Raw genomic sequence first — 13,422 nt, forward strand, 5'->3', positions numbered from 1 at the left:
GCCCCCACCGGAGGCAGGCGTCCGCGTTTCTACCGTCTGTCAGCCCGCGGCCGCCAGGACCGCACGACCGGTGAGCACCCTGGCCAGGTGCTCACGGTAGTCCGCCGCGGCGTCCGCGTCACTCGGAGCCGACGTGCCTTCGGCCGCGTGCTCGGCCGCGGCCTTCGCCACGTCCGCGCTCGCCTGCTGTCCGACCAGCGCCTGCTCGACCGCGGTCGCCCGGATCGGCCGGTCGCCCATGTTGGTCAGCCCGACCCTGGCCTCGGCGATCGTGCCGCCGTCGACCCGCAGCGCGACGGCCACCGCGCACATCGACCACGCCTGCGCGGTGCGGTTGAACTTCTCGTAGTGCGTGCCCCACCCGGTGAACTTCGGGAAGCGGATCTCCGTGAGGATCTCCCCGTCGCCGATCGCGGTGGTGAACAGGCCCTGGAAGAAGTCCGCCGCGGCCACCGTGCGAGTGCCGTCGGCGCCCGCGATGACCAGCTCGGCGTCCAGCACGAGTGCCGGCGCGCCGAGGTCACCGGCCGGGTCGGCGTGCGCGAGCGCGCCGCCCAGGGTGCCGCGGTGGCGCACCTGGTTGTCCGCCACGGTCGCGACGGCCTGGGCCAGCAGCGCGAGGTGCTCCTTGACCAGGTCGTCGCGCAGGATGTCGTGGTACGGCGTCATCGCGCCGACCACGATCCGGTCACCGTCCTCGCGGATGCCGCGCAGCTCGGCGATCCCGCCGAGATCGACGACCAGCGCGGGAGCGGCGAGCCGCAGCCGCAGCACCGGCAGCAGGCTCTGCCCGCCGGCGATGATCTTGGCATCGTCCCCGGCCTGCTGCAGCGCCGTGACGGCGTCGGCGACCGACGCCGGCTTGACGTAGTCGAACTTGGCCGGGATCACTGGTCCCCTCCCTGCGGGTCGATCGAGCCGAGTCCGGCGCCCGGCGCGTGGGTGTCGGTGGGCGTCTCCTGGGTGGATCGGCCCTTGGCCTCCTGGATGGCCCGCCACACCCGCTGCGACGTGCACGGCATCTCGATGTGCGTGACGCCGAGGTGGCGGATCGCGTCGAGCACGCCGTTGACGATCGCCGGGGTGGAGGCGATCGTGCCGGCCTCGCCGACGCCCTTGACTCCCAGCGGGTTGGAGGTCGCCGGGGTCTCGGTGCGGTCGGTGACGAAGCTGGGCAGGTCGGCCGCCGACGGCAGCGTGTAGTCGACGAAGGTGCCGTTGACCAGCGTGCCCTGCTCGTCGTAGTTGGCTTCCTCGAACAGGGCCTGCGCGATGCCCTGGGCGAGTCCGCCGTGGATCTGCCCCTCCACGATCAGCGGGTTGACCACGGAGCCCACGTCGTCGACGCAGACGTACTTGCGGATGCCGACCCTGCCGGTCTCGGTGTCGACCTCCATCGCGGCCAGGTGCGTGCCGTGCGGGAAGGAGAAGTTCTCCGGGTCGAACGTGTACTCCGAGTCCAGCGACGGCTCGACGCCCTCGGGGAAGTTGTGCGACAGGAACGTCGCGAACACGACCTCCTGGATCGCCAGCCCCTTGTCGGTGCCGCGCACGGAGAACCGGCCGGACGCGAACTCGATGTCGCTCTCGTCAGCCTCCAGCAGGTGCGCCGCGACCTTCTTGGCCTTCTCGACGACGCGCTGCGCGCACTTCACCACGGCCGTGCCGCCGACCGGCAGCGAGCGCGAGCCGTAGGTGTCCATGCCCTTCGGTGACACCTGCGTGTCGCCGTGCAGCACCTCCACGTCCTCGAAGGGGACGCCGAGCTGGTCGGCCACGATCTGGCTCCACGCCGTCTCGTGGCCCTGCCCGTGCGCGGACGAGCCGGTGACGACCTCGACCTTGCCGGTGGGCAGCATGCGGATGGCCGCGTGCTCCCAGCCGCCCGCGCCGGCGCCGAGCGCGCCGAGCAGCCGCGACGGCGCGAGCCCGCACATCTCGGTGAACGTCGAGACGCCGATGCCCAGCTGGACCGGGTCGCCGCTCTGCTTCCGCTCCTCCTGCTCGCGGCGCAGCCCGGCGTAGTCGAACAGCTCCATGGCCTTCTGGGTGGCGGCCTCGTAGTTGCCCGAGTCGTAGGTCAGCCCGCCCGCGTTCGTGTACGGGAACTCGTCGTGCTTGATCCAGTTCTGCTCGCGCAGCTCCAGCGGGTCGCGGCCGAGCTCCACGGCGAGCTCGTCGACGATGCGCTCGACGGCGAAGGTGACCTCGGGACGGCCGGCGCCGCGGTAGGCGTCGGTCGGGGTCTTGTTGGTGAAGACGTCGGTGAAGACGGCCATGTAGGACGGGAACTTGTAGATGGCCGGCCCGATGAACGCGCCGAACACCGGGATGGCCGCGGTGAACAACCCGAAGTAGGCGCCCATGTCCGCGGTGATGTCGAACTTCAGCGCGGTGAACGTGCCGTCCTTCTTCGCGGCGATGGTGATCTTCTGGATCTGGTCGCGGCCGTGGTGGGCCGACACCAGCGACTCCGACCGGGTCTCGGTCCACTTCACCGGCCGGCTCAGCTTGTTGGCCACGAGGATCGAGAGGATCTCCTCGGGGATGAGCTGCAGCTTGCCGCCGAACCCACCGCCCACGTCGGGCGCGATGACGCGCAGCTTGTGCTCCGGCAGCCCCAGCGTGACGCCGAGCATCGTGCGCAGCACGTGCGGGATCTGCGTGGCCGACCACACGGTGAGCTGCTCGCCGGTGGGGTCGACGACCACCGAGCGGGGTTCCATGAACGCCGGGATGAGCCGCTGCTGGCGCCAGGTGCGGGTGACGACGACCGAGTCGGGGTCGGCCTCGGCGGCCGCGATCGCCTCCTCCGCGGACGGGCCCGAGGTGGCCCCGGCCGCCACCGAGTCGAAGGGGAAGGTGACCCACTTGTTCGTGCCGAGGTCGGCGTGGATCACGTTCGCGTCGGTGAGGGCGTCGTTCATGTCGAGCACCGGGTCGAGGGGCTCGATGTCGAAGTCGACGGCCTCGACGGCGTCCTTCGCCTCCGCGGCGCTGCGCGCCACGACCACGGCGATGATCTCGCCGGCGAAGTTGACCTTGTCGACGGCGATCGACACGTGCCGCGGCGGGGTGGCGTCGGCGTTGATCGGCCACGCGCAGGGGATCCCGCCCTGCTCGGCGTCGAGGTCGGCGCCGGTGAAGACGGCGACGACACCGGGCAGCTTCCGCGCCTCGGTGGCGTCGACGTTCGAGAGCCTGCCGTGCGCGACGGGGCTGCGCACCATCGCGAGGTGCAGCATCCCGTTGAGCGTGATGTTGTCGGTCCACCGGGTCCGGCCGGTGATGAGGCGCGCATCCTCCTTGCGGGTGCGCGCCCTGCCGACCTCGGACGTGGGTTCAGCGGTGGTCGTCACTTACTGACCTCCTCCGGCGACGGCGGCCGGTGCCGGAGCGTCGGCCCTCGTGTCGGTGCTGGCTCCCGGCTTCATCTTCTGGGCGGCGTCCTGCACGGCACGCACGATGTTCTGGTAGCCCGTGCAGCGGCAGAGGTTGCCCTCCATGCCTTCCCGGACCTCCTGCTCGTCGGGATCGGGGTTGTCGCCGAGCAGGTCGATGGCCTGCATGATCATCCCTGGCGTGCAGTACCCGCACTGGAGCGCGTGGTTGTCGTGGAAGGCCTGCTGCACGGGGTGCAGCTTCCCGTCGCGGGCGATGCCCTCGATCGTGGTGATCTCGGCACCGTCGGCCTGAACGGCCAGCACCGAGCAGGACTTCACGCTCTGCCCGTTCAGGTGGACGGTGCAGGCACCGCAGTTGCTGGTGTCGCAGCCGACGACCGTGCCCGTCTTCCCGAGGCGTTCCCTCAGGTAGTAGACGAGCAGCGTGCGGGGCTCCACCTCGTCGGCGTACTCGACGCCGTCGACGGTGACCCGGACCTGTGTCATGACGTCTCTCCTCGGCGAGAAATGTGCTGCGAGAATGTGGCGGCCACCACATCACACCGCCGGTGATCTACCGGCGCAACAGGCCCGTAACCTGCGGGTACAGCAATTTCCCGCGCTTCGGACAAGATTCCGCAGACGCGGACTCAGAGCCGTCGTGACACCGCAGGCTCGGGTTGAGCCGAGCCTGCCCTAACACCCTTTCGGAGCAACCCCGAAGGACGGTTGCCTCCTGTGGAGACCATTACGGGCAGCAACGGTGCGAGTGTGCGGTTGCGCATCGCCCCCCACCACAGCCCGGTCCCGTAGCCGAGGTCGTCCAGCAGCCGCGCCCCGACGTAGGAGGGGAGATCGGGCCGCACCCGGGGATCGCGGCGGCGGTGTCGGGCCCAGTCGATCGTCGCCGAGGCGAGGGCGATCGCCACCACCCGGCGACGGGCGCGGCGCGAGCAGAGCGCGGCCACCGCCGCGAGCGGCCAGTGGTGCCGGGTCACCGCGTCGGCGGTCTGCGCGGCCGCCCCGACGGCGCCGAGCGCGACCAGGCGGGCGGCGACCGCGCGCGGGTGCTCCAGCCGGTCGAGCCGGCGCGCCAGCCGCTCCCCCGCCACGACGCTCGCCACCACGGCGGCAGCTGCCGCCCACGGCCGCGCCACCAGCACCGCCGCCCCGACGCCCGCCGCCCACGGCGAGAGCACCATCGGCGGCACCGAACCCGGATGCCGCAGCGCGAGAGGCGCCGCGCCCGTGCCGTAGAAGGCCTTGCGCCGCCACCACGCGGCGACGGTCGTGCGGTGGTCGTGCGCCACCCGCGCCGACGGGACGTAGCGCAGCCGCCATCCCTCCGCGTGCAGCCGCAGCACCAGGTCGACGTCCTCGGCGACGTGCATCGACTCGGCGAACCCCGCGCCCACCGCCGTCACGCGCACCAGCAGCGCCGCGCTCGGCACGTACGCGACGCGGGTGCGGGGCACGATCAGCGCCGGATCGGGCCCCAGGTCCAGCGACGACCGGACGGCCTCGTAGCGGCCCAGCCGGCCCGTGATCGGCTCGAGCGCGACGATCCGTGGCGCCGCCAGCGCCACCTCGGGGTCGGCGAACGCCTCCAGGAGCGGGCCGAGCCATCCCGGCTCCGGCACCACGTCGGAGTCCAGGAACGCCACCAGCGGGGTGGTTGCTGCGGCCAGCCCGGTGTTGCGGGCGGCGGCCGGACCGCGGGAGCGCTCGTGCCGCAGCACCCGGGCCGCGTGCTCGGCCGCCACCGCGGCCACCGCGCCAGGATCGGCCGAACCGTCGTCCACGACGAGCACCTCGCCCAACCCGGCAGGCAGTGCCGCGAGCAGCCGGGCCAGCCCGCCGGCCCGGTCCTTCACCGGCACGACCACCGTCACCGCGGACGCGCCGGGCACCGCGGACGGCGGCTCGTACTCCGGGTGCGCGGCCCCCGCGTCGAGCAGGCGGCGGGCCAGCTCCTGCGACGGCCCGTCGGTGATCGTGACGGCACGGTGGTGGCCGAGCACCGCCTGCGCGGTGGGTGACAGGTGCATCAGCCGGGGCGGCGCACCGCCGAGCAGCGCGCGCCCGCCGTCGAGCACGCGGACCGAGCGGTCCAACCGCACCCGCATCCCGTCGGGCAGCTCGCGCACCAGCCCACGCTAACCCGTCGAGAACGAACTTGTGGTGATCAACAGGGCCTGTTGATCACCATAAGTTCGTTCTCGACGCGGTGCTCAGCCTGCCTGGCACCGGACGACCGTCATGTCGTCGTCCGCCACCCCTTGCTCCGACCGCGCTCGGCCGATCAGCGCCCGGACCTGCGCGGCGCTGCCGCCGACGAGTACGTCCCAGACCGGCTCGCCGACCTCGTAGCGGCGCAGCGCCCACCGGGCGAGCTCGTCGCTCATCAGCAGCCACGCGTCGCCCGCAGCCGCCGTCCCGTCGATGGAGCGGACGGGCGGGCGGCCGTCGCCCTCGCTCGACAGCAGCACCGGGTTCTGCGGGAAGGACGCGCTGTGGTCGACCGGGAACGCGGTGACGATCGGCGGGCCGTCGCCGTCGGGGCGCAGGTGGACGAGCACGCAGTCGCCCACCGCGGTGGCCCGCCAGACCAGTCCCTGCTCGGCCCGCAGCACCGCGAGCCCGACGAACGCGGCGTGCGCCCCGCGGCGGGCGGCGTCGGCGCTCCACCAGTCCGCGCCGTCACCCGTCGGTCTCACGAACGCGCTGGTGGCCGCGCCGATCCAGGACGCGGACGCGGGACCGTCCAGCGGCCGCTGCGCCACGAACGTCTCGCACAGCGTCCGCGCCCAGTCGGCGGCCCCGAACGACGCCGAGGCACCGTCGGCGACGGCCGCGTACCCGGCGTCGGCGTCGACCGCGTACGCGTCCTCGTTCTCGCCGCCCGTGGCGCTGATCTTCGGCACCGACACCGCCGAGGCACGCAGCGCCACCTCGCCGACCTGCTCGGCTGCCGCCGTCCCGGCCACGACGGGCAGCGGACGCCGGGCCGGCGCGGGCGAGCGCAGCAGGAACGGGACCGCCGCCACCAGCGCCGAGAGCACGAGGAACGGCCAGTACTGGCGCAGCGTCGCGCTCACGGTGACCAGCGCGACGAACACGACCACCAGCACGACGCCGACGCCGACCGGCGCCCACCACCTCCGCGACACCGTTCCCGAACTCATCGCTCTCCCTCGCCGGCGCTCGGTCGGCGCTTCGCGCAGGCGCTGTATCGACGGTTCGCTCCGCAAGCTCCGCTCACCGCGCCACCCGTCCGATGCTGGTCCCGACGTTCATGAACGCGGCGAGTGCCTTGATGTCGGCGTTGTAGGCGAAGCCGTGCGCGCCGGGCCGGACCGCGATGCCCTGCGCCCGCGCCATGTCGAGCATCGGCGGCGGCAGCGGGCTCGACATGTGGAACAGCTTCGCCGCGTACGGGCCGAGCCCGTCGGTCGTGGACGGGAAGATTCCCCCGGCCGTCGTGTCGGCGGAGAGGCTGAGGTTGAACAGCAGCACCTGCCCGTCCGACGTGGCGAGGCTGCGCAGCCGGCTCGCCCACACCGCGGGATCGCCGTCGGTGGCCTCGCCGTCGGTCAGGTTGACGATCACCGGCGGGAACGCGTCGGGGTGCCGCCCGACCCATTCCGCCGCCAGCCGCCCCGCCTGGTCGAACGCCCCGCACATCGGCGTGCCGCCCCGGGCGATCGGCTCCACCCAGACCGGAGAGTTGACCATCCCGCCCGCGGCGCCGGCCCGGTTCTCGACCCGCAACGGCTTCGCGGCGAGGTCGGTCGTGGACAGGGCGCCACCGAAGGCCGGCTCGACGATCGGGTCGCCGTGCTGCGTCGTCGAGTAGCCGATGACGCTCACGAAGAAGTAGGGCCGCGGGGCCTCGCGGGCCGACTTCACGCAGCGCAGCACGAGCTCGTAGACAAGGGTGTTCAGCTGGTCGGCGACGGCCTGGGCCTTCGACGTGGTGCCGCCGCCGATCGCCTCGCTCATCGACTCCGACTGGTCGACCAGGATGATGATCAGCGCAGGGCTCAGCCGGTCGATGCGGCGCTGGTAGCTCATGCGTCGTCGTCCGCTTCGTCGGCACCGGGGTCGGCACCGTCGTCTGTGCCGTCGGAGTAGCCGTCCTGGTAGCCCTGCTCGTACCCGCGCCGGTAGCTGTCGGCGCGCGACGGCGGGCGGGGCGGCGCGGCGGTGGGGCGTGGCGGCGCCTCCACCGGTGTGGCCGACGGGACGGTGGTCGTCGGGATCGCGGCATGCGTCGACGGCGCGACCGGCGCCGCGGTGGGCAGCGCCGCCGTGGCCGCCACGGGCGGTCGATCCGCCGCCGACGGTCCCGCGACCACGACGATCGCGACCGCCGTGGCGATCATGGCGGCCAGCCCGGCCAGCAGGCCGGTGACCAGGTTGGCAGCTGTCAGCCGTGCCATCACGTGTTGTCCCGTTGTTCGAACCGGATGAACGAGCCGCCGATGCGCAGGACGTCACCGCTGGTCAGCGGGATCGGTGCGGGGCTGGTGACCCGGCGCCCGTTGACGTCGGCGGCGGCGCGGCAGATCACGACGTACCGGTCGTCCTGGCCGACGAGCACGGCGTGGTGGGGCGCGACCCCCGGGTCACCGACGATGCGCAGGGCGGCGGATCCGGCGGTGCCGATGTGGGTCTCGCGGCGGTCGAGGATCAGCTCCCGCCCGCGCAGGCCGCCCTCGATGACGGTGAGCCATGAGCGGCGGCGCAGGCGGTCGACGATGCCGATGGCCAACCCCATGACGGCGCACGCGATGACGATCGCGAGCACCGTCAGCGGGGCCGTCACGTCGATCTCCAGGTACACGAACTTCCCGGGGCCGACGTACATCGGCCCGGACGCCAGGTGGACCAGCCCGCTGACGAACCCGCCCACGAGGCCGCCGACGACACCGCTGACCACCGCCCGGCCGGAGCCGCGGAGGATCCCGGCCGCGACGCCGATCGACGTGGCGACAACCAGCCACGCGAGCACGAGCATGCCGTCGGCCCGGCCGTCGGTGACGGTCTGGTAGGTCAGCAGGGTGTAGATCCCGAGCCCGACCGCCGACAGTGCGCCGCCGAGCGCGGCCCCGCCCAGCGCGAGCTTCGCCGCGCTCCCCCAGGCCCCCATCGTCGCGCGGGGGACACCGGCGAGGCCCGCGGTGAGCAGCGCACCGGCCGACAGGACGAGCACCGGCGCGGCGGCCTGTGGCGGGACCGCGGAGCCGAGGACCAGCTGGATCAGGATGACGAGCACGGCGCTGAGCAGCCCGGCGGTCAGGCCGGCCAGCACGGTGTTGCGGGCCATCCAGTTGCCGGAGCGCTCGCGGACCGGTGCCGGTGCGTCCGGTATCTGGACGGCCGTCCCTTCGCTCCACCAGCGGTCGGTGCCGGGCGCCACCGGTGGCGGCGCGAGGGCAGGCGGCGCGGGCGGCAGCGCGGCCGGTCGCAGCTGCCCGAGGATCTCCGGTGTCCGTGGCGGCGTCGGCGCCGCGCACACCCGTGCCAGCAGGTCCGTCAGCCGCACGACCTCGGGATCCGTGCTGCCGCGCAGGCGCGCCCAGATCGGGGTGCCGTCGGGGCGCACGAAGTCCTCGCGGGACAGGATCAGGTTCTCCGCGGAGTTGAACCGCCACAGGTCGCGGTCGGCGGCCAGCGCGCGCAGGCCCAGGTGGATGACGAGGATGCTGAACCCGTCCATGCCGGGGCCCCAGTCGCCCGCGGACCGGCGCGGGTGCTGGAAGTCGGGGTGCCCCAGCTCGGCGGGTGGCCCGAGACCGGGCAGGAAGAAGCCGTCGTGGTCGACGAGGTGCATACCGCCGGCGTCGTCGACCAGCACGTTGCCGCACTGCAGGTCGCCGTGGGCGAGCCCGGCCGACGCCAGCGCGGACACGGTCTCGAGCCAGGTCTCCGACATCGCGCGCAGCTGGTCGGGCTGGTCGAGCAGGTCCTCGACGGCAGCCCCCAGCGGCGTCCCCGGCACCCAGGGCATGACGACGGCGGGCCAGCGCCGGTCGCCCACCTGGAGCGCCGACTCCGCCCATCGGGCCGGCACGACGGCGTCGCAGTCGGACCGCTCCAGCACGGCGGCGAGGGCGCGGTAGCGCTGGGCCGCGTCCTGCGGAGAGCGGGTGAAGCAGCGCAGCGCGAGCCCGGCGCCCTCGTGCCCCATCTCGAAGACGACGGCGTTCTGGCCGCTCGACGTGGCCGGCATGCCCATGGCGTCGCGGACCAGCCAGGCACCGGGCAGACCGGCCTCGGCAAGCGGGCGCGGTGTGGCCTGGACGGCGCGGACGTAGTCGGTGGCCGTCGGCCACGCGTTCCCGTGCGGCCGCGACGGCGTCGGGTCGACCTCGTAGAACCACCTCGGCCACCGGTGCTTGTGCAGCGGGACCGGCGGCGGGGCGGGAGGGGTCGGCGCGAGCGCCGCCTCCGCGGCGGCGGCCAGCTCGCCGGCGCTGCGGTACCGGGCGGCCGGGTCCTTCTCCATGCTGCGCCGCACCACCGCGTCCAGCGCGGGCGGGACCTCGGACCGCAGCGCGCTCGGCCGCGGCGGCGGCTCGTTGACGTGCTTGTAGAGCAGCCCCAGCACCTCGTCGCCGACGAACGGCTTGCGGCCCGTCAGCATCTGGTAGAGCAGGCAGCCGAGCGAGTAGATGTCGGAGACGTGGTCGACGACGCCCGAGGTGAAGCGCTCGGGGGCCATGTAGTCGGGCGTCCCGATCGCGGCACCCGTCAGCGTGATGCGGGCCGAGGTGCGGCCCGCGCTCTCCCGGGCGATGCCGAAGTCGGCGAGGTAGACCGAGTCGCCGAACGCGCCGCCACCGCCGGCCAGCAGGATGTTCGCCGGTTTGACGTCGCGGTGGACCAGGCCCGCCCGGTGCGCGGCGTCCAGCGCGGCCGCGACCTGCCCGAGGATCCGCACGGCCCGTCGCATCTCGAGCGCGCCCTCGCGGGCGAGCAGAGAGCCCAGGTCCTCGCCGTCGACGAGGCGCATGTCGATGAACAGCCGGTTGTCGATCTCGCCGTAGCGGTGGATCGGGATGATGTGCTGCTCGCGCAGCCCCGCGGCGATGCGTGCCTCCCGCTCGAACCGGGCGCGGTACTCCGGGTCGGCCGACAGCGATTCGAGCAGGAGCTTGATCGCGACCTCGCGCTGATGGCTCGTGTCGTACGCGCGGTACACCTCGCCCATGCCGCCACGTCCGAGCATGCGGTCGAGGCGGTACGGACCGAACTCCGTGCCGACCACAGGCACTCCCCCATTGCAACGACGACCCGACGGCCGTTCCTCGACCGCCCCCCGGCTGTCGTTACCCCGACCGGACGCTACCGGACCTCATGACCCGCGCCGACGTGGGAGGGTTGGGGCGTGCTGCTCCCCGAGTACGGCGTGCGCTCGCTCGCCGAGGTGCTGCCGGCCGCGCTGCGCGCGCTGGGACTGCCGGCGCGCGCGGACGGGCTCGAGCTGGCGCCGTCCCGGGCCGTCGCCCTCCTGCTCGTCGACGGGTTGGGGGCGCAGCTGCTGCGCGAGCACGCGGCGGACGCCCCGTTCCTCGCCGGGCTCGCCGACCTCGGCCCGCTGACGGTCGGGTTCCCGTCCAGCACCCCGATCAGCCTCGCCTCGCTCGGCACGGGCCTGCCGCCGGGGGCGCACGGGATGCTCGGGGTGTCGTTCCGCGCGCCCGGCGGCGAGCTGCTCGACAGCCTGAAGTGGACGACCGCGGGCACGGCCGACCCGATCGACCTGATCGGGGCCGAGCCGCCGGAGCGCGTGCAGCCGCAGCCGACGGCGTTCGAGCGGGCGGAGGCGGCCGGGGCGCGGGTCACGGTGGTGTCGAAGCGGGAGTTCGCGGGCTCCGGGCTGACCAGGGCCGCACTGCGCGGCGGACGTTTCCGGGGCGCGTTCGCGCTGGGTGATCTGGCCGCGGAGATGGTGGACGCGCTCGACGGTCCGGGCCCCGCACTCTGCTACGGCTACACCGCCGACCTCGACGGACTGGGGCACCTGCACGGCCCGGGCAGCCTCGCCTGGCGCATGCAGCTGCGGCAGGTCGACCGGCTCGCCGCCGACATCGCCGAACGCGTTCCGCCGGGTACGACGCTGCTCGTGACCGGTGACCACGGCATGGTCACCGCCACCGTCCGGTTCGACGCCGACACCGACCAGGAACTGCAGCGCGGCGTCGCGGCGCTGGGTGGCGACCCGCGGGCCCGGCACGTGTACGCGCGGCCAGGTGCACAGGCGGACGTCCTCGCCGCCTGGCAGGCGCGGCTCGGCGAGCACGCGTGGGTCGTGTCGGGCGAGCAGGCGATCGCGGACGGCTGGTTCGGGCCGGTCACCGACGGCATGCGGCCGCGGATCGGCGACGTGGTGGCCGCGATGCGCGGCACGGCGTGCGTGGTGCGGTCGGAGGCCGAGCCGGTGCTGGCGCGGCTGCCCGGGCAGCACGGGTCGCTGACGGCAGAGGAGCAGCTGGTGCCGCTGCTGGTGCACGTCAACCTTGATATGTCGGAAGTTTCCGACGTAAAGTTGCGTCGTGCCCGATGACGCCGTCTTCCTCGCGCTGGCCAACCCGGTGCGCAGGCGGCTGCTCGAACTGCTCGCCGAACGCCCCCGCACCGCCGGGGACCTCGCCGCGCAGTTCGAGCTGAGCCGGCCCGCCGTCGCCGAACACCTGCAGGTGCTGCGGCGCGCCGAGCTCGTCCGCGACGTCGCCGAGGGGCGCACCCGCACCTACCACCTCACCACCGACCCGCTGGCCACGGTGAGCGAGTGGCTGCATCCGTTCGAGAAGTTCTGGCGAGCCCGACTGCGGGCGTTCGCCGACGTCGTCGAAGATCCCGAGGAGGACGAATGAGCACCGGCACGATCACCGTCGACCAGTACGTGGCCGCCCGGCCCGCCGCGGTGTGGCGCGGCCTCACCGATCCCGATCAGCTCGCCCGCTGGTGGGCGCCCGGCGACATCGCCGCCGCCGTCGGACATCGGTTCACCATGCAGATGCCCGGCTGGGGCGCCATCCCCTGCGAGGTGCTCGAGGTCGACGAACCGGAGCTGTTCGTCTACACGTTCGGCGACTGGACGCTCAGCTGGCGGCTGGTCGCGGAGGGCCACGGCACGCGGCTGCTGCTCGAGCACAGCGGCTTCGACCTGGACGACAAGCGGGCGCGCGCGGCGTTCGACCGCATGGGACCGGGCTGGCGGGAGACGGTCGTCCCTCGGCTGGTGGCGCTGGTCGAGCAGAGCCGACCTCAGGGCGCGGTGAGCACCGCGTAGGCGAGCCGGCTGGCCTCCGCGGCGACGACCTCGACCGGGATCTGGCGGCCGCGCACCACCCACTCGATCACCAGCTCGTTGACCGCGCCGATGAACGCGATCGCGGAGAGGCCGAAGTCGCGCTGGTGCGCCTCGCCGCGCCCGATCGCCCGGCCGACCTCGATCAGGGCGAACTCGACGAAACGCGTGCGCCACTGCAGCCGGTGCTGCTCGACGGCGGAACTCACACCGAGCACCTCGGCGAACGCGATCCGCGCCGCCTTCGGCTCGGCGCCCACGGCCTCCAGGAACGCACCGACGATCACCTCGATGCGGCGGCGGATCGGCACGTCGCCCACCGTGGCGGCAGCCTCCGCCGTCGCGCTCAGGATCCGGGTGACGACCTGGTCGAAGAGCGCGATCAGCAGGTCCTCACGACCACTGAACTCTTCGTAGAACGCGCGCGTGGAGACCCCGGCCGCAGTGCACAGCGCCTCGATGGAGGTGTTGCGATAACCCTGACCGCCGAACAGGTCCTGACCCGCTGCGAGCAGTCGACTCCGCCGATCCTCACGCCGTTGCTGCGCGGAACGGCCGGCATAGACGCGTGCGGATGCCATCAGTTGCCTGTACAGAGGGCGGACGAGGGCACCGAGCCACCGTAGCGGCGGTCGCCCGACGACGCCATAACAACGTTCAAGGCCACGGACGGGTGTGGTGTGCGTCACTGTGAGCGAGCTCCGCCGGAGCGGCGGACGT

At 73.4% G+C, this 13,422-nt stretch carries 12 protein-coding genes; 3 read left to right on the forward strand and 9 right to left on the reverse strand.

The annotated features are described in order from the left end of the window. Positions 1-39: 39 nt before the first annotated feature. The 8 genes from ACQEVB_RS04205 to ACQEVB_RS04240 form a co-directional block, all read right to left on the reverse strand. The gene (locus tag ACQEVB_RS04205) at positions 40-891 is read right to left on the reverse strand and encodes an FAD binding domain-containing protein (protein ID WP_432965220.1); all 852 of its coding nucleotides are present in this window, start codon (positions 889-891) and stop codon (positions 40-42) included. Then, the gene (locus tag ACQEVB_RS04210) at positions 888-3,359 is read right to left on the reverse strand and encodes a xanthine dehydrogenase family protein molybdopterin-binding subunit (RefSeq protein WP_432965223.1); all 2,472 of its coding nucleotides are present in this window, start codon (positions 3,357-3,359) and stop codon (positions 888-890) included. Before ACQEVB_RS04210 ends, ACQEVB_RS04205 begins: the two co-directional genes overlap by 4 nt. After that, a complete protein-coding gene (locus ACQEVB_RS04215; RefSeq protein ID WP_432965226.1) occupies positions 3,360-3,890 on the reverse strand; it encodes a (2Fe-2S)-binding protein in 531 nt (176 codons plus the stop codon). A gap of 143 nt (positions 3,891-4,033) precedes the next feature. Beyond that, the gene (mftF, locus tag ACQEVB_RS04220) at positions 4,034-5,530 is read right to left on the reverse strand and encodes a mycofactocin biosynthesis glycosyltransferase MftF (protein ID WP_432965229.1); all 1,497 of its coding nucleotides are present in this window, start codon (positions 5,528-5,530) and stop codon (positions 4,034-4,036) included. An 84-nt stretch (positions 5,531-5,614) separates the two neighbouring features. Continuing rightward, the gene (locus tag ACQEVB_RS04225; RefSeq protein WP_432965232.1) at positions 5,615-6,568 is read right to left on the reverse strand and encodes a hypothetical protein; all 954 of its coding nucleotides are present in this window, start codon (positions 6,566-6,568) and stop codon (positions 5,615-5,617) included. 73 nt (positions 6,569-6,641) lie between these two features. Next, complete coding sequence (locus ACQEVB_RS04230; protein WP_432965235.1) at positions 6,642-7,457, reverse strand: vWA domain-containing protein; 816 nt, start codon at positions 7,455-7,457, stop codon at positions 6,642-6,644. Then, positions 7,454-7,825, reverse strand: coding sequence for a hypothetical protein (locus tag ACQEVB_RS04235; RefSeq protein WP_432965238.1), 372 nt, complete (start codon positions 7,823-7,825; stop codon positions 7,454-7,456). Before ACQEVB_RS04235 ends, ACQEVB_RS04230 begins: the two co-directional genes overlap by 4 nt. After that, positions 7,825-10,656, reverse strand: a complete 2,832-nt coding sequence (locus ACQEVB_RS04240; protein ID WP_432965241.1) for a protein kinase domain-containing protein — start codon at positions 10,654-10,656, stop codon at positions 7,825-7,827. The genes ACQEVB_RS04235 and ACQEVB_RS04240 overlap by 1 nt, the downstream gene beginning before the upstream one ends. 120 nt (positions 10,657-10,776) lie before the next feature. Here ACQEVB_RS04240 and ACQEVB_RS04245 point away from each other — a divergent pair, with 120 nt between their 5' ends. Genes ACQEVB_RS04245 through ACQEVB_RS04255 form a run of 3 tightly spaced genes read left to right on the forward strand, consistent with a single transcriptional unit; the run spans position 10,777 to position 12,684 of the window. Beyond that, positions 10,777-11,955: an alkaline phosphatase family protein gene (locus ACQEVB_RS04245; RefSeq protein ID WP_432965244.1), complete on the forward strand. Its 1,179-nt coding sequence runs from the start codon at positions 10,777-10,779 to the stop codon at positions 11,953-11,955. Next, positions 11,945-12,265, forward strand: a complete 321-nt coding sequence (locus ACQEVB_RS04250; RefSeq protein ID WP_432965247.1) for a metalloregulator ArsR/SmtB family transcription factor — start codon at positions 11,945-11,947, stop codon at positions 12,263-12,265. Before ACQEVB_RS04245 ends, ACQEVB_RS04250 begins: the two co-directional genes overlap by 11 nt. Beyond that, positions 12,262-12,684 carry an SRPBCC family protein gene (locus ACQEVB_RS04255; RefSeq protein ID WP_432965250.1) on the forward strand — a complete coding sequence of 141 codons (423 nt, stop codon included), beginning with the start codon at positions 12,262-12,264 and terminating at the stop codon, positions 12,682-12,684. Before ACQEVB_RS04250 ends, ACQEVB_RS04255 begins: the two co-directional genes overlap by 4 nt. On the opposite strand, the gene ACQEVB_RS04260 is transcribed toward ACQEVB_RS04255, so the two are convergent. Beyond that, on the reverse strand, positions 12,660-13,391 hold the full coding sequence (locus ACQEVB_RS04260; RefSeq protein ID WP_432965253.1) for a TetR/AcrR family transcriptional regulator: 732 nt from the start codon (positions 13,389-13,391) through the stop codon (positions 12,660-12,662). The two genes, ACQEVB_RS04255 and ACQEVB_RS04260, sit on opposite strands and share 25 nt — an antisense overlap. Between the last annotated feature and the right edge of the window lie 31 nt (positions 13,392-13,422).

It is taken from the genome of Pseudonocardia sp. CA-107938 (assembly GCF_050936315.1).
In the GTDB taxonomy this organism is placed as follows: domain Bacteria; phylum Actinomycetota; class Actinomycetes; order Mycobacteriales; family Pseudonocardiaceae; genus Pseudonocardia.

Bases quoted from the DNA above. Each gene is read 5' to 3' on its own strand.
- ACQEVB_RS04215 (WP_432965226.1), bottom strand. From the start codon at position 3,890: ATGACACAGGTCCGGGTCACCGTCGACGGCGTCGAGTACGCCGACGAG.
- ACQEVB_RS04235 (WP_432965238.1), bottom strand. From the start codon at position 7,825: ATGGCACGGCTGACAGCTGCCAACCTGGTCACCGGCCTGCTGGCCGGG.
- ACQEVB_RS04225 (WP_432965232.1), bottom strand. From the start codon at position 6,568: ATGAGTTCGGGAACGGTGTCGCGGAGGTGGTGGGCGCCGGTCGGCGTC.
- ACQEVB_RS04255 (WP_432965250.1), top strand. From the start codon at position 12,262: ATGAGCACCGGCACGATCACCGTCGACCAGTACGTGGCCGCCCGGCCC.
- ACQEVB_RS04230 (WP_432965235.1), bottom strand. From the start codon at position 7,457: ATGAGCTACCAGCGCCGCATCGACCGGCTGAGCCCTGCGCTGATCATC.